15 protein-coding genes are annotated in these 15,239 nt (G+C 59.8%); 13 read left to right on the top strand and 2 right to left on the bottom strand.

Features of this window, described 5'->3' with window-relative positions; genetic code table 11:
- The first annotated feature begins 17 nt into the window (after nucleotides 1-17).
- The 13 genes from FRT59_RS20795 to FRT59_RS20735 all read left to right on the top strand — a co-directional run bounded on the left by FRT59_RS20795 (nucleotide 18) and on the right by FRT59_RS20735 (nucleotide 12,537).
- Complete coding sequence (locus tag FRT59_RS20795) at nucleotides 18-1,817, top strand: DUF2341 domain-containing protein (protein ID WP_153872246.1); 1,800 nt, start codon at nucleotides 18-20, stop codon at nucleotides 1,815-1,817.
- 11 nt (nucleotides 1,818-1,828) lie between these two features.
- Nucleotides 1,829-2,254 carry an ExbD/TolR family protein gene (locus FRT59_RS20790; RefSeq protein WP_034120138.1) on the top strand — a complete coding sequence of 142 codons (426 nt, stop codon included), beginning with the start codon at nucleotides 1,829-1,831 and terminating at the stop codon, nucleotides 2,252-2,254.
- A 3-nt stretch (nucleotides 2,255-2,257) separates the two neighbouring features.
- A complete protein-coding gene (locus FRT59_RS20785) occupies nucleotides 2,258-2,959 on the top strand; it encodes an energy transducer TonB family protein (protein WP_034120136.1) in 702 nt (233 codons plus the stop codon).
- Between the two features lie 43 nt (nucleotides 2,960-3,002).
- Nucleotides 3,003-4,703 (top strand): putative porin, encoded by a 1,701-nt coding sequence (locus FRT59_RS20780; protein ID WP_153872245.1) that lies wholly within the window; start codon nucleotides 3,003-3,005, stop codon nucleotides 4,701-4,703.
- Nucleotides 4,704-4,721: 18 nt separating this feature from the next.
- On the top strand, nucleotides 4,722-5,348 hold the full coding sequence (locus FRT59_RS20775; RefSeq protein WP_153872244.1) for a DNA repair protein: 627 nt from the start codon (nucleotides 4,722-4,724) through the stop codon (nucleotides 5,346-5,348).
- 19 nt (nucleotides 5,349-5,367) lie between these two features.
- Nucleotides 5,368-5,847, top strand: coding sequence for a YbjN domain-containing protein (locus FRT59_RS20770; protein WP_034120132.1), 480 nt, complete (start codon nucleotides 5,368-5,370; stop codon nucleotides 5,845-5,847).
- A complete protein-coding gene (locus FRT59_RS20765) occupies nucleotides 5,844-6,791 on the top strand; it encodes a peptidylprolyl isomerase (RefSeq protein WP_198809714.1) in 948 nt (315 codons plus the stop codon). Before FRT59_RS20770 ends, FRT59_RS20765 begins: the two co-directional genes overlap by 4 nt.
- A 39-nt stretch (nucleotides 6,792-6,830) precedes the next feature.
- Nucleotides 6,831-7,808 (top strand): LysR family transcriptional regulator, encoded by a 978-nt coding sequence (locus tag FRT59_RS20760; RefSeq protein ID WP_153872243.1) that lies wholly within the window; start codon nucleotides 6,831-6,833, stop codon nucleotides 7,806-7,808.
- 71 nt (nucleotides 7,809-7,879) lie between these two features.
- Nucleotides 7,880-8,443, top strand: coding sequence for a histidine phosphatase family protein (locus tag FRT59_RS20755; protein ID WP_153872242.1), 564 nt, complete (start codon nucleotides 7,880-7,882; stop codon nucleotides 8,441-8,443).
- 120 nt (nucleotides 8,444-8,563) lie between these two features.
- Entirely contained in the window at nucleotides 8,564-10,048 is a 1,485-nt protein-coding gene (locus FRT59_RS20750) for an AAA family ATPase (protein ID WP_153872241.1), read from the top strand.
- On the top strand, nucleotides 10,045-10,995 hold the full coding sequence (locus FRT59_RS20745) for a hypothetical protein (RefSeq protein WP_153872240.1): 951 nt from the start codon (nucleotides 10,045-10,047) through the stop codon (nucleotides 10,993-10,995). Before FRT59_RS20750 ends, FRT59_RS20745 begins: the two co-directional genes overlap by 4 nt.
- Nucleotides 10,996-11,052: 57 nt before the next feature.
- Nucleotides 11,053-11,808, top strand: a complete 756-nt coding sequence (cobF, locus tag FRT59_RS20740) for a precorrin-6A synthase (deacetylating) (RefSeq protein ID WP_153872239.1) — start codon at nucleotides 11,053-11,055, stop codon at nucleotides 11,806-11,808.
- Nucleotides 11,809-11,820: 12 nt separating this feature from the next.
- The gene (locus FRT59_RS20735) at nucleotides 11,821-12,537 is read left to right on the top strand and encodes an alpha/beta hydrolase (RefSeq protein ID WP_153872238.1); all 717 of its coding nucleotides are present in this window, start codon (nucleotides 11,821-11,823) and stop codon (nucleotides 12,535-12,537) included.
- Nucleotides 12,538-12,668: 131 nt separating this feature from the next.
- Here the strand turns inward: FRT59_RS20735 and FRT59_RS20730 are convergent, their stop codons facing one another.
- Nucleotides 12,669-13,223, bottom strand: a complete 555-nt coding sequence (locus FRT59_RS20730; protein WP_153872237.1) for a DcrB/PsbP domain-containing protein — start codon at nucleotides 13,221-13,223, stop codon at nucleotides 12,669-12,671.
- 72 nt (nucleotides 13,224-13,295) lie between these two features.
- Nucleotides 13,296-15,104 carry a monovalent cation:proton antiporter-2 (CPA2) family protein gene (locus FRT59_RS20725; RefSeq protein ID WP_153838377.1) on the bottom strand — a complete coding sequence of 603 codons (1,809 nt, stop codon included), beginning with the start codon at nucleotides 15,102-15,104 and terminating at the stop codon, nucleotides 13,296-13,298.
- Nucleotides 15,105-15,239: the final 135 nt, after the last annotated feature.

Raw genomic sequence — 15,239 nt, 5'->3', positions numbered from 1 at the left:
TTCCGGAGACTTCACCCATGCAACGCCTATTTCTGAGCCTGTTGATCTGCCTGGGCTTCACGCTGCCTGCCACCGCCCATGCCTGGTGGCAGGACGACTGGCACTACCGCAAGCAGATCACCGTGGACACCACCGCCCAAGGTGGCGCGATCAACCAGGCCCTGGGCCGTACCGCGCTGCTGGTGCGCTTGCACACCGGCAACTTCAGCTTTGACGGCGTCAAGGATGACGGCGCCGACCTGCGCTTTGTCAGTGCCGATGACAAGACCGTGTTCAACCACCAGATCGAAAGCTTCGACCCGCTGATGGGCATGGCGCTGATCTGGGTCGATGTGCCCAAGGTCGAAGGTGCCCAGCGCCAGGATATCTGGATGTACTACGGCAACCAGAAAGCCCCGGCCACCGCCAACGGCCAACTGACCTTTGACCCCAGCTACACCGCGCTGTACCACTTCGACGGCGCCAACGGCACGCCGCCCCGGGACACTACCGCCTACGGCAATACCGCGTTGAACGCCACCGGCGCCAGTATTGACGGGGTGATCGGCCGTGCCTTGCAGTTCGGTGGCCAGCCGCTGATGCTGCCGGCCAGCCCGTCGCTGCAACACGCGGCGGGTGGCGCATTCACCTTCAGCGCCTGGCTGCGCCTGGACCAGGCCAGCGGCGAGCAAGTGCTACTGGCCCGTCGCGACGGCGGCCATAGCCTGTTGCTGGGGCTTAACCAGGGTATGCCGTTTGTGGAGATTGACGGCCAGCGCGCAGTCTCGACCCAAGCGTTGAACCCCGGTCAGTGGCAGCACCTGGCATTCACCGCCGAGGGCGAAAAAGTCGCGCTGTATGTCAATGGTCGCGAAACCGCGAGCCTGGCGGTGGCGTTGCCCGGGTTCAATTCGCCCCTGGCCATCGGCGCCGATTTGCCTGATGCGGCCACCGCGCGCTTGCCGTTCGCCGGGGCCATCGACGAGCTGCGCCTGTCCAAGGTGGCGCGCCCGGCCACGCTGTTGCTGGCCGATGCCAGTGCCCAGGGCGCCGAGTCGAAACTGGTGGCCTATGGCGTCGACGAAGAGCAGTCGGGTTTCGGCTTCGGCAGCCTGGGCTTCTTGCTCAAGGCGGTGCCGGTGGATGCCTGGGTGATCATCCTGGTGCTGGTGGCGATGATGTTCCAGTCGTGGTTCATCATGCTGCGCAAGAACCGCATGGTCAGCCGCGTGAGTGCGGCTAACGAGATCTTTCGCGGCGAGTTCGCCCAGATCGGCACGCGCCTGGAGATGTACTACGACGACGCGGTGCTGGCCGAGCGCTTGACCCATTCCTCGCTGTGGCGCCTGTACCGCGTGGCGGTCAAGGAGATCCGCACGCGCCGCGCCCAGGGCGCCGACACCTCGTCGGTCTCGGCGGCCACCATCGAAGCCATCCGCTGCTCCATGGACGGTTTGCGCACCCGCGAAAACCAGGCCCTGGGTGCCAAGCTCTCGACTCTCTCCAATGCTATTGCCGGCGGCCCGTACATCGGCCTGCTCGGCACCGTGCTGGGGATCATGGTGGTGTTCCTCGGCACGGCCATGGCCGGTGACGTGAACATCAACGCCATCGCCCCGGGCATGGCCGCGGCGTTGCTGGCCACGGCCATGGGCCTGTTCGTCGCGATCCCGGCGCTGTTTGGCTATAACCGCCTGATCACACGCAACAAGGAAGTCAGCGCCGACATGCGGGTGTTTGTCGATGAGTTCATTACTCGCCTGGCGGAGATGCACGGCGAGAGCCAGTCCCGTGAAGCGGCGCATCGCCTTCCCCAGCAAACGCCGGTTTCGGCCTGAGGAGAATCGCCATGGCTAATGTGAATGCCGCCCACGACGATGATGAAGATGCCGCCGTCGACAGCATCAATATCACGCCGCTGGTGGATGTGCTGATGGTGGTGCTGGTGATGTTTATCCTCACCGCTACCGCCCAGGTGTCCGGCATCCAGATTCACCTGCCCAAGGCCAGTGCCTCGGTGTCGTTGTCCGAGGCCAAGACCAAGGCCATCTCGATCAATGACGGCGGCCAGGTGTTCCTTGATGCGTACCCGGTGACCCTCGGCGAGTTGGAAGAGCGCCTGCGGATCGAGAAGGCCCAGAACCCGGACTTCCCGGTGATCGTGCGCGGTGACGCGCTGGTGCAGTACCAGAAGGTGATCGAGGTGCTCGATTTGCTGCGTCGGCTGGAGCTGTCCCAGGTCGGGCTGGTCACCGGCAAACCGAGCCAGGGCTGAGCCATGACCGCACAGATGCCGATCCCGCCCGTGCCTGTGAAGAACAGGTTGCTACGCCCGCTGAAGTGGGGCGCCGGCCTGCTGTTGGGCGCCGTGGCCGCCTGGTTCCTCTGGCAGTGGGCCAATGACATGAGTGGCGTACGCCGCGAAGCGCCGAAGGTGCCGACCATCATCCCGTTGCCGCCACCCCCACCGCCACCACCGGAAAAGCCCAAGGAACCCGAGCCTCAGGTTGAAGAAAAAGTCCCGGAGCCGGTGCCCACCCCTGAACCCGAAGAGGTCAAGCCAGCCGAGGAGGCACCGCCGTCACCGGCTGATGACTTGGCCAACCCGATGCAGATCGACGGCGACGCCCAGGCCGGCAATGACGGCTTCAACATCGGCGCGGGCAAGGGCGGTGGCATGGCCGGTTCCGGCGGTGGTGGCCTGGGTACGGGCACGTACAAGCAGTACCTGGCGGGGCTGTTCCAGCGCCTGCTCAGGGATGACCCGGAGTTACGCAAGAAGGCTTACGCCGTGCAGGCCGATTTGTGGTTGAGCGCCGAGGGCCAGGTGACGCGGGCTGAGTTGGTGAAGTCCAGCGGCGACGCCGAGACCGACGCGCAAGTGCTTGCGGCTTTACGCGCCCCCCACGCCACTCAACGCGTGCCGGCAGCGGTGACGATGCCCGTGCGCCTGTCGCTCAAGGGCCGTCGACCGGATTGATCAAACCCTTTTTTTTGCAGTTTTCTACAGGAGTTGCGTACACATGATTTCCCCCGTGAATCGACTGACCCTGGCGGTCGGCATGGTCATCGCCACCCTGGTCGGCCAGGCGTCGGCAGCGCCGGTTGCGCCTTCGGAAAACGTCACGATCAACCTGATCCGCCTGCTGGTGCAGCAAGGTGTGCTCACCCAGGACACCGCTAACGGCTTGATCGCCCAGGCCGAAAAAGAAGCCCGGCAGGCGCGCCAGGCTAATGCGGCGCCGCTGGTCGCCAGTGGCCCGACGGCCGCGCCTGGGGATGTGCGTGTGCAGTACGTGCCGCAAGCGGTGCGCGACCAGATTCGCGATCAGGTCAAGGCTGAGGTGATGTCCACCGCCAAGCAGGAAAACTGGGCCCAGCCCAATACGTTGCCGGATTGGGTCTCGCGTATTACCTTTGACGGCGATATCCGCCTGCGCGATGAGTCACGCTACTTCTCGGGCAACAACAGCAATGAAATCGTCGACTACGCCAAGCTCAATGACAGCGGCCCCTACGATGTCAACAAAGACACCAACACCAAGTTGCCGCCGTTGCTCAACACCACCAAGGACCGCGAAAACCTGTTCCGCCTGCGCGCGCGCCTGGGCATGAAGGCGGTGATCTCGCCGGAATGGACCGCCGGCATTCGTATCGGCACCGGCTCGGACAACAACCCGGTGTCCACCACCCAGACCCTGGGCGGTGGCTTTGGCAAAAAAGACATCTGGCTCGACCAGGGCTACTTGAGCTGGAAGGCTGCGCCGGACCTGACCCTGACGGCAGGGCGCTTCGCCAACCCGTTCTACGCAACCGATATGATGTATTCCGGTGACCTCAACTTCGACGGTATCGCGGCCAACTTCAACCATGCGCTGAACAGCGACTGGGGCCTGTTCGGTACCCTTGGCGCGTTCCCTGTGGAGTACACCTCCGATGCCGCCAGCAGTAACGGTTTCGACAAGGAAGACAGCGACACTAAATGGCTGTTCGGCGGCCAGGTCGGCGCCAACTGGAAGATCAACCGCAGCAACAGCCTCAAGGGCGCGTTGGCCTACTATCACTTCGACGATATCGAAGGCCAGCGTTCCAGCCCCTGTTCGCCCTGGGCTGGCCAGCCGGCCTGCGACAGCGACGGCACGCGCCTGGCCTTTATGCAGAAGGGCAACAGCGTGTTCCTGTTGCGCGACATCACCCCCAACCCGGCCACGCCGGGCCTGACCCCGCAACCGCAGTTCGTGGGCCTGGCGTCCAAGTTTGATGTACTGGACCTCAACCTGGCCTGGGATGCCGAGCTGCCCAGCGACTTCAAGCTGCGCACCCAGGCCAACTACATTCACAACCTGGCCTACGACAAAGGCGAGATGCTCAAGCGCAGCGCCGGCCAGATCGTCAACAACATCAACCGCGACGGCCAGTTTGAAAGTGGCGGCAACGCCATGCTGGTGCAGTTCACCCTCGGCAGTGCCCTGGAGATGCGCAAGCGCGGCGACTGGAACCTGTTGGCCGGCTACAAGTACATCCAGCCTGACGCCTTGCCCGACGGCTTCAACGACTCTTCGTTTCACCTCGGTGGCACCAACGCCAAGGGCTACTTCATTGGCGGCAACTACGGTATCGACAAGAACATCTACGCCAGCGCCCGTTGGTTAAGCGCATCCGAAGTGTACGGCGCGCCATTTGAAGTCGATGTGATGCAACTGGAACTCAACACGCGCTTCTGATGCGCAGGGAGATGCCACATGAACACGCGAATCTGTGGGCTGCTGTTGCTATTGCTCACCACCGGGGCCTCGGCCGAAGGCATGGAAGAGCGCCTGCGCACGCAACTGCGCAGCACCACCCAGCAGTTGCAGGCCCTGCAAAGTGAACAGGCCCAGGCCAGTGCCGCACGCCTGGCCGCTGAAGCCCAGGCCAAGCAAGCCCAGGCGCAGATCAAGCAATTGACCCTGGAGCTGGAAAAAGCCCGTGGCATGGCCGAGCAACTCGCCAGCCAGCAACAGAGCCTGCACAGCCAGGCGCAGGCCCAAGTGGTGGCGAGCAATGAACAGGTCGGCAAGTTCAAGAAAGCCTATGACGACCTGCTGGCATTGGCCAAGGGCAAAGAGAGCGAGCGTGCGCGCCTGCAAACGCAATTGACTGAACGTGACACACAAGTGCAGCAATGTGCTGCCAAGAATCAACAGATGTACGGCGTGGCCCAGCAATTGCTCGCGGCCTACGAAAAAATCGATGTGGCCGAGGTGATGAGTATTCGCCAACCCTTTGCCAGCGGCGCGCGGGTCAAGTTCGAGGAACTGGCCCAAGGTTTTGGCGATGAGCTATACCTTAATCGGTTTGATGCTCCGCACACCGTCGTTAATCAATGATCAACAAGGAAGAAACTTCATGAGCGATGTTCAACTGATCACCAGCGTTACTACCCAAAGCCTTACCGAGCTGTTGCAGGAAGCCGGCTATCGGGTCAACCAGACCGAACAGAACGGCATTGTGCAACTGCTCAGCGCCAGCCAGGGCATCGGCTTTGCCGTACGCTTCGGCAACCCGGCAGCCGAGCCGGGCAGCTATGTGGACTTCACCTACAGCTGCGCGCTGCGGGTGCAGGGTGAGTTGCCCGAGGGCCTGGCCCAGGTGTGGAATGCCTCGCGACGTTTTGCGCGGTTGTCGGTGCAGGGCGAGTTCCTGCTGATGGAGATGGACGTGGTGGTGGCCGGCGTCGGCGCCACGCACCTGCGCAGCCAGCTTGAGCTGTGGGACCGCCTGCTGCAGGAATTTATCGTCTACCTGCGCGAGTACAGCCAGCAAGCCGCCCAGTTGCAGGCCCAGGCCACAGCCGCACCGGTGAGTGAAGAGGCGCCTGCCCTGTGAAAAAACCAACCCTGCTCGTCGGCGCAGGCGCGCTGGCCTTGCTGGTCGTGGCGGTAGGGTTGAGTCTGCGACCGGGCACTGGCCCGGTCGCCGCTCAGCAACCCTTGAACCCGCACGCTCTGAACCCGCAACCCAGCGGGCCCGCCGTGGCCCGCTTGGGCAACCAACAGATCGATGTGCCCGAATTGCACAGCGTGCTGGCGAGCCTGCCGGCCGAAACCCGTGAACAACTGCGAGGTAACCGTGGCGCCCTGGAGACGTGGCTGCGTTCACGCCTGGCGCAAAAGGCCGTGCTCGAACAGGCCGACGCACAGGGCTGGCGCCAACGCCCGGAGGTGGAGCAACAGACCCGCGCCGCCACCGAGCAGATCGTGTTTCGTGACTACATGCTGTCGGTCAGCCAGGTGCCGGCCGACTATCCCAGCGCGGCAGAATTGCAGCAGGCTTATGACAACGGCAAGGCACAGTGGATGACGCCACCGTTGTACCGGGTCAGCCAGATCTTCCTCGCCGTCAATGACCCACTGAACACCGATGCTGTGCGCCGCCAGGCCCAGGAATTGAGCCGCAAGGCCCAGGTCGCGCCAGGGGAATTTGCCGCGCTGGCCACGCAATATTCCCAAGACCCCGGCACCGCACAACAAGGTGGTGATTCGGGCTTGCAACCGCTGCAGCAGTTGCTGCCACCGGTGCGCGAGGCGGTGGCACGGCTGAAGGTCGGTGCCGTGTCGGACGTGGTGCAAAGTGCGGCGGGTTTCCATGTGCTCAAGCTCACCGCCCAGCAACCGGCCCGCACCGCCACCCTCGATGAACTGCGCGGGCGCTTGACCGAAGCCCTGCGCGCCCAACGCCAGGAACAGATCGCCAAGGCTTATCTGGAAGGCATGCTCAACACCGCCACCTTGAGCATCGACGGTGCCGAGTTGAACAAGGCGCTGGAGTAACGGATTGGATGCAAAGACCCATCAGACAGGGAGTCACCCATGGCATATCTGGAACCGTCCGCTCCCCAGGGGCCAGGACCTTTTCGCGCACCCAGTGACTCGCGCAGTGCCTGGCTGGCATTGGCCGAGGAGATCGAACCGCAGGTTGCGCATTACTTTCTGGTGAGTGCGCGATGCGGGTGCTTCATGCAGGCCGCGCGCAGCTTGAATATCAAGGCAACGCTGCTGCGCAAGCGCCTGGCGCAATTGGAAGAACACCTGCGTCATTCGTTGTTCACCTACCAGGGCAACGGCTTGGTGCTCAGCCGCGACGGCCTGCAACTGCAAGCGCAACTGGCGAGCCTGGCCCTTGAGCGGCGCCTGCCGGTGCTGGAGCAGCCGCTGATCCGCCTGGCCGTGGCCGAGCCGATCCTGCATGACATCCTCGGTCGCGACTTGATCGCGTTGCTGCGACGTAACGCCAGTGTGCGTCTGGAGATCATCTCCATTGACAGCCAACTGGCGCTGCAAGCCGTGGATGCGGACGTGGTGTTATGGCTATCGGAAACCGACGGCCGGGCATCCGGACCAAGCTTTGCCACCGAACCGCCACGGTGCCTGGCACGCTTGCAGTACCTGCCGCACATCGCCAAGCGTTATTCGCGCCTGACCACGCGCCCCGACAGTGTCGAAGACCTCAATGACTACATGCTGGTGCAGTGGCAACCGGACGTGCAGGTCGATGCCTTGCAGCCCTGGAACAACCTGGTGCAGCAGCGCCTGGCGGCGGTGGTGCAGGTGCAGGCTTATTCACTGATGCTGGAGATGATTCGCTGTGGTGCCTGCATTGGCTTGTTGCCCCATTACATGGGCAGTTTCGACCGTGGGTTGGTGGCATTGCCGGGGCTGCTGGCGCAAAGCATGCAACGCCAGGTGTGGCTGGCGGTGAATACGCAAGCGGGGGAGGTGGAGGCGGTGCAGATGATTGTGGCGTTGATCGTGAGTACGTTCGAGGGGCGGCGGGAGTGGTTTGATTAAACCGGTGGCGCGGAGCAAATGCATCAGGTTATTCGGGGTGCTGTAACATACCGAAAACAGAGTGAATTGCGATGCTGGCCACCCGCTTGACCCTGATCTGCCACGCCGTCACCCCCTTGCAAAAACAAGGGCGCTTTCCCGACGACGAGTCCGTCGCCATGGACTGGCAGGGCGCGGCCTTATCCCTGGCCAGACGCTACAAAAAACCGCCACGCCTGCTGTGCGGCCCCGAGGCCAGAGCCCGCCAGACCGCAGGTTTGTTCGGCTATAACGCCGAAGTCGAAACAGCATTGCGCGACGCTGATTTAGGCACCTGGAAAGGCCAGGACATCGGCCAGCTTGATAGCGACGAGTTGACGGCCTGGACCACCGACAGTGCGAGCGCACCCCATGGCGGCGAGTCGGTGGATCAGATGTGTGCCCGGGTAGGCCAATGGCTCAAATTCCTCGAAACCCAACCTGGTCATGTAGTCGCAGTAACCCACCCATTCGTCATCCGCGCCGCGATGCTGTACGTCATGCAGTTCCCGATCTCAATGTTCTACCTGATTGATGTTGAGCCTTTGTCGTCGGTTGAGTTGAGATTCAACGGGCGATGGCGGTTGCGGTTGGCGGCTGAATCAAGCGTGGCTTAACGCAGAGCAACGGTGTGTGGCAAAATGGCATTACTGCTCGATACGAGCGTTTGGCCCACGGATTGCGACTGCTCATATTTTGAACTGGCCGGATGACTGACGGGTTGCGTAAGGGATTCTATGCAAATTAACAAATTGATTGCGGTAAAAACGGGTGCGAATAAGTTTGAATTTGAGAACCCAGAGAGTCTCAAATGGAATGGCTTCTTTGACGTCGATACAATTCGCTTAATTCTTGGTAATAACGGGTCTGGTAAAACCGCCTTATTGTGCGATATAGCATCTTGCATTTCATCACCGCGCTCCCTAGACCGACGAGAAGTTTATGATGCTCGAAAGCCATCTTCGGAAAAGCTTTCCGATCAAGAACTTGAAAACATTGGCGTGATTTATTTTTCTCCCGTTCCCTACCGACGCAGGCTGCCCTTTCGCCACAGATTTTCCGACGCTTCTCCCCAATTTGGCAAAGTGGAGAATTTTGGTCGAGTTGAGCAGTTTTACCAGGTGGCTAGTGATTTGGCGCTCAACTCGCGCTTGAGAGCTGAAGTGGGGTACGAGTTTGAGTTGTTCAAGACGATCTTGGTGCCGTCACTTATTTCAATGAGTCGCGTTGACGGCTTTGCAACCGATGCGTCCGTGATGAAGTTCCTGTCTGATTACGACAAGATTGAGAAGAGGCGTAAGTCGGTTAGCTCGAATTATTATGAAAGTGAGCGCTTAAGTAGTCGCATTGAAGGGTTACTGGATACATGCGTCCTTAGGTTGGAACACCACGTTTGCTCTAAGCTGCCGACAGACCAAGAGCGAGTGGTGCTCGCTGCCTTAACAGAAGTAACAAAGAAAGTAATTGACCCGCACCGGGTTGGACGATTTTTCTTTAATTTTTATGGTCTCGTCCATGATCCATCTTATAAAAAAGATGAGGAGTTGTTCGAGTTGCTGAACGTTACCTATCGCACCACTCGAAACTATATAAGCGCGAGGCAAGAGGGAGGCGTTCGTACCCACCCTCGCTCCTATTCTTTTGCCATACGTTCAGCAAAGGAAGCTAAGGACATAAAAAAAACGAAGGCAGCAGTTGAAGTCCGATGGACCGACCAAAGCTCTGGAATAAGGGCCTTGGTTGACCAGTTTTTCTTGCTGCGCAGGGCTTTTGCAACCATGGCCCGAAAAAAATTCAACCATGTGTTGGTTCTGATTGATGAGGGTGATGCCTATCTTCATCTTGAGTGGCAGCGTAAGTACATTTCTCTTTTGAATAAATTCCTGGCAACCGTTAAGTCTGAATTTGGCATGGACATTGTGCAGGTGGTGATTGCTACGCACTCACCCGTCATAGCTGGAGATTTTCCAGCCTGTATGGTCACCAATCTGGACGAGAAGATCACACCTCAGAATACTTTTGCTGCCCCGTTGGAGGATATTATCCTTAACTCTTTTGGGACCACCGCGATTGGTGAGTTTGCGGCGAACAAGATAAATGAACTCAATGAACGTCTTGAGCGTGGGGATGTATCGGCATTGGATATGCTGGTGCTTGAGAGTATCGGCGATATTGGTATCAAGGAGGCGTTGTACCCCGCCCCAGAGAGACCGGGGCAATGATTATTAATATTGCGCAGGTGTGGGGAAATGTCTCGGCCAGGCACAGGTTGTTCTTGCAGTGGAAGTTACAAAAACTCACTGATATCTTGAGAGCCTTCACGGGGCCCGACATGACGCAGCATCTCCTCGTCGAGTTCTTGGATAAACACAAGGGTGCTATATGTGGGCGTGATCCGCTAAAACTGCCGGCGGTGATTGTTGCCTTTGGTCAGTCTTTTACGCTTGCTGCTGATGTCGAGTACGTGAAAGGTCTGCTTAAAAAATACCTGTGCTATGCGGAGTTTAGTGCCAAAGAAAGGATCGTTCTGTTAAAAACATGGGACGCCTATGCACTGTGTGCGTCCACAGCATTGAAAATTTGCCCTTATTGCCATATTTCACCGATTGATACTTATGTAAGCCCTGATGGGTTGAAAGCGTATCGGCCAAATATTGATCATTATTACCCTCAGGCCGAATTTCCATTTTTGGCATTGACCATTGGTAACTTTATCCCCTGCTGCGAAAAGTGTAATGGGCCGCAAATGAAAGGAACGACCCGGTTTGATTTGAAACCTCACCTGCACCCATTGGTGGATCCGGAAAACATAACGTTTAAACTTATGCATAAGGGAAGTGGCCTAGACTTAAATAAGTTGAGGCTTGAGGCCGACAGCTCGTCCTACGAGATTGAGCTGGTGGCAACCAATGGCAAATGCCTGAAAGTGGATAACTCAATTGCTACCTTTAACTTGATCCCGCGCTATCAGGTCTGTATACCCGATGCGTTGGCGGTGGCGAAACTCTCCCGGTTAGGTGGTAGATACAGGATCTTGCCCAAGATACTGGCCAAACTCAATTTCTCTGGTAAACACCCTCTGGGTTTCAATGAAACGGACGACAGCTATAAAAACGTGCTGATGGGTAAACTCAAACTCGACATCGCCCGGCAATACAAGGTGATTTGACTCAGCCGGTCACCGCCATAACATGGCAAAATCCACGCCCCGCACTGAGAGCACCCCATGAAACGCATCCTGATCATCGGCATTGGCGCCGGCAACCCTGACTACATCACGATGCAGGCCGTGAAGGCGCTGAACCGTACCGACGTGTTCTTCCTGATGGACAAGGGCCAGAGCAAGGACAAGCTGATCGACCTGCGCCGTGAGATTTGCGAAACCTACATCACCGAGCCCGGCTACCGTTTTGTCGAGGCCGATTGCCCTGAGCGCGTGCGCGGTGCGATCGACTACACCACCGCCGTGCAGGGCCTCAACCGCGATAAGCAGCAGACCTTCGAGCGCATGATCAACGAAGAAATGGCTGACGGCGAAGTAGGGGCGTTCCTGGCCTGGGGTGACCCGGCGCTGTACGACAGCACCATCCGCATTTTGCAGGCGATCCTTGCCAGTGGCCGTTGCGTGTTCGAGTTCGAAGTGATCCCCGGTATCACCAGCGTGCAGGCCCTGGCGGCCCAGCATAAGGTGCCGTTGAACCGTATCGGCAAGTCCATCGAGATCACCACCGGGCGTCGCCTGGCGGCGGGGCAGGCGAGTGATGCCGATACCCTGGTGGTGATGCTCGATGCCGAAGACTCTTACCGCAGCGTCGCCGACCAGGACCTGGATATCTACTGGGGCGCCTACCTGGGCACGCCGGACGAGATCCTCATCAGCGGTAAAGTGGCTGAAGTGGCGCAAGAAATCGAACGGGTGCGCAAGGCGGCGCGCCTGGCCAATGGCTGGATCATGGACACTTATTTATTGCGCAAACCCTGAGGACGCTTCCCCATGCTCAAACTGTTTGCCCTGGCGCTGACCCTGCTCGCAGGTGCCGCCCACGCAGACTCCACCCTGCACACCGATTTGCCGCTGGCGTACCTGGAGCAAACCCAGAGCGATGCGCGCAACCAGCCGCTGGTGATTTTCCTGCATGGGTTTGGCAGCAACGAGGACGATTTGTTTGGCATCAAGGACGCGTTGCCGTCGACCTGGACCTACCTGTCGGTGCGAGCACCGATGCCGGTGGACCCGCACGGTTATCGCTGGTTTACCAAGACCGATGAGCCCGACTACAACGGCGAGACTGCGGACTTGCAAAGCAGCGCCAAGCTGATCGAAGACTTTGTCGGCAAAGCCACTGCCAAGTACCACACGCAAAGCGACCGGGTGTTCCTGGTGGGGTTCAGCCAGGGCGCGATCATGTCTTACGAAGTGGGCCTGCGTCAGCCCGAACGGGTGCGCGGCATCGCAGCGTTGAGCGGCAGTGTGTTGCCGGTGCTCAAGGCGCAGCTCAAGCCCAAGGAATCATTAGGCAAGCTGGCGATTTTTATTGGCCATGGCACGTTGGATCAGGCGCTGCCGTATGCGTCGGGCACGCGGGCGAATGAGGTGCTGGTGGGGTTGGGGTTGAAGCCAGAGTTTCATGGGTATCCGGGGATGAATCACACGATCAGCGAAGTGGAAGTGCAGGATTTGAAAGCCTGGCTAGAGAAAAGCTTGAAGTAAATGCGATTAAAAATGTGGGAGGGGGCTTGCTCCCGATGGCGGTGGATCAGTTACAGATGTATCAACTGACACTCCCTCATCGGGAGCAAGCCCCCTCCCATATTTGATTTGTGTTGTCTGTGAAAATTGGGTTACTTACCGCCGGTAATCTGCTTCACCAACTGCGCATGCCCCTTCACATCATCAGCCCGGGAGATCGCCTGGATCACCAGCAGATGGTTGCCGGAACCGCCGAGGAAGGTCGAGTTCAAGGTCTTGCCACCGCCCTGGGTGGCGCTGCTGTCCACTTGGCGTAGGCCGAGGCCCTTGTAGGTGAGTTTCTTCTCGCCCAGCTTCTTGAAGTCGGGCAGGGCGGCGCTCTGGTCCTTGACGAAATCTGCCACGGCGCCATCGAGGAACTGCGGGTCATTATCCTGGATAGTTGCCCCATCGTTACGCACGGTTTCGGCGACGATCACCACACTTTTCGTCGTCGAGTTGGCGTACAGAGTACCTTGGGTGTCGGCCGTGCCGTCGTCAGCCTTACCGGAGGGCAGGGTGTCGGCGCTGTAGGCCTTGGGCAGGGTGAAGGTGAACTTGCCACCCAAGGTGGTGATCGTCTGCGTCGCCGGTTTGGCGGCAGCCAGCACGCTGCCAGCAGTCAGCGCGAGGGCCAGCAGCACTGCGGTCTTGGTGATCGTGGCCATGAAGCACTCCAGGGATGAACGAAATTGCGGCGTATTCTGTCAGAAAATTCGCAATATCGTTCATCTCCAGCCTCACACCTTGTCGGACTCTTCCTCAAGCCTGTCCATCTCAAACAGCCGCGCCAGTTCCGTACGGGCTTCCTGGGCGCTTTGCATGACTTTGGCTGCGTCGTCGTACACCGCGTGTTGGGCGGCGAGCAGTTGCAGGTCGTGGTTCTTGAAGCGGTTGATGCGTGCATCGGCCTGGGCCTGGCTCAAGCCGAGGCCGACCAGGGTACGGCGGCTCATTTCCAGGCTGGAGTAGAAGGTCTCGCGTATCGGTGAGGCGTCCAGGTCTACCAGGCGGTGCACGTGTTGGCGGTTACGGGCACGGGCGATGATCTTCATGTGCGGGTAAAGGCTGCGCACCAGGGCGGCGGTCTTGATGTTGATCTCCGGGTCGTCCATGGCGATGACGAAATACTCCGCCTGGTCGACCTTGGCCGCGTGGAGGATTTCCGGGCGCTGGGGGTCGCCGTAGAACACCGGCATGCCGCCAAAACTGCGGGTCAGTTCGATGGTTTCGACCGAAGTATCGAGGGCGATAAACGAGATGTTCTGTGCGCGCAGGATCCGCGCCACGATCTGACCCATCCGGCCCATGCCAGCGATGACTACACGGGGTGCATCGCTTTCGATGGCGCGGTATTCCTCGGGTACTTCCACCGGCTTGACCTTGGGCTTGAACAGCTTCGGGCACACCAGCAGCAACAGCGGCGTCACCGCCATGGACAGGGTGATGGTCAGTACCAGCACGTCGTAGAGGTGCGGTTCGAACAAGCCTTGGTCGCGGCCGATCTTGAACACCACGAAGGCGAATTCACCACCCGCCGCCAGCACTACACCCAGGCGCAAGGCGCTTTCGCGATTGAGATCGCCGACCATGCGGCCGACGGCGTACAGCAGCGGCAGTTTCAAACCGATCAGCAGCAAGGTCAGGCCGATCACCAGCAGCGGGGTACTGAGCAGCAAACTGAGGTTGGCGCCCATGCCCACGCTGATAAAAAACAGCCCCAGCAGCAGGCCCTTGAACGGCTCGATCTGGGATTCCAGCTCGTGGCGGTATTCCGAGTCTGCCAACAACAGGCCGGCGAGGAAGGCACCCAGCGCCATGGACACACCGACCAATTCCATCAGCCAGGCGGTACCGATCACCACCAGCAGCGCGGTGGCCGTGGACACTTCGCGCAGGCCGGTCTTGGCGACGATGCGAAACACCGGGCGCAACAGGTAGCGCCCGCCGATGATCACCACGGCGATGCTGCCGAGGATCTGCAACACGTGTTGCAGGCCCTGGGCCTCGTTGGTGGGGTGATCGCTACCGGCCAGCAGCGGCACCATGGCGATCAGCGGGATCGCGGCGATGTCCTGGAACAGCAGGATGGCAAACGCCAGGCGCCCGTGGGGCTGGTTGAGTTCCTTGCGTTCAGCCAGGCTTTGCAGGCCAAACGCCGTGGAGGAGAGCGCCAGGCCCAGGCCGAGCACGATTGCGCTGTTCCACGACTGGCCAAACAGCCACAACGCCACCGCGCCGATGACCATGCCGGTGAGCAGCACTTGGGCCAGGCCGACGCCGAACACCGCCTTGCGCATCACCCATAGGCGCTTGGGTGACAGCTCCAGGCCGATGATGAACAGCAACAACACCACGCCCAGTTCCGAGAACTGCGCCACGCTTTGCGGGTTGCCGATCAGGCCCAGCACCGACGGGCCGATGATCACACCGGCGAGCAGATAGCCCAACACAGCGCCCAGTTGCAGGCGCTTGGCCAAAGGCACGGTGAGCACGGCGGCGAACAGGAACACCACGGCCGCTTGTAACAGGTTGCCTTCATGGGGCATTGCGAACTCCATTGTTTACTTGGATCAACGGCTGACCGCTCCTACGGGGGACGGAAATAGGGCGCTATTAAAGCGCTTTTTCACATTTTGAAACTTGTATTTCTGTCGCGAGAGTCAATGGATGTTGGCTGTCGT

The organism is Pseudomonas haemolytica (genome assembly GCF_009659625.1).
GTDB classification, from domain to species: Bacteria; Pseudomonadota; Gammaproteobacteria; order Pseudomonadales; family Pseudomonadaceae; genus Aquipseudomonas; species Aquipseudomonas haemolytica.
The sequence above is the reverse complement of the archived record's forward strand: the minus strand, read 5'-3'. Positions and strand labels throughout refer to the sequence as shown.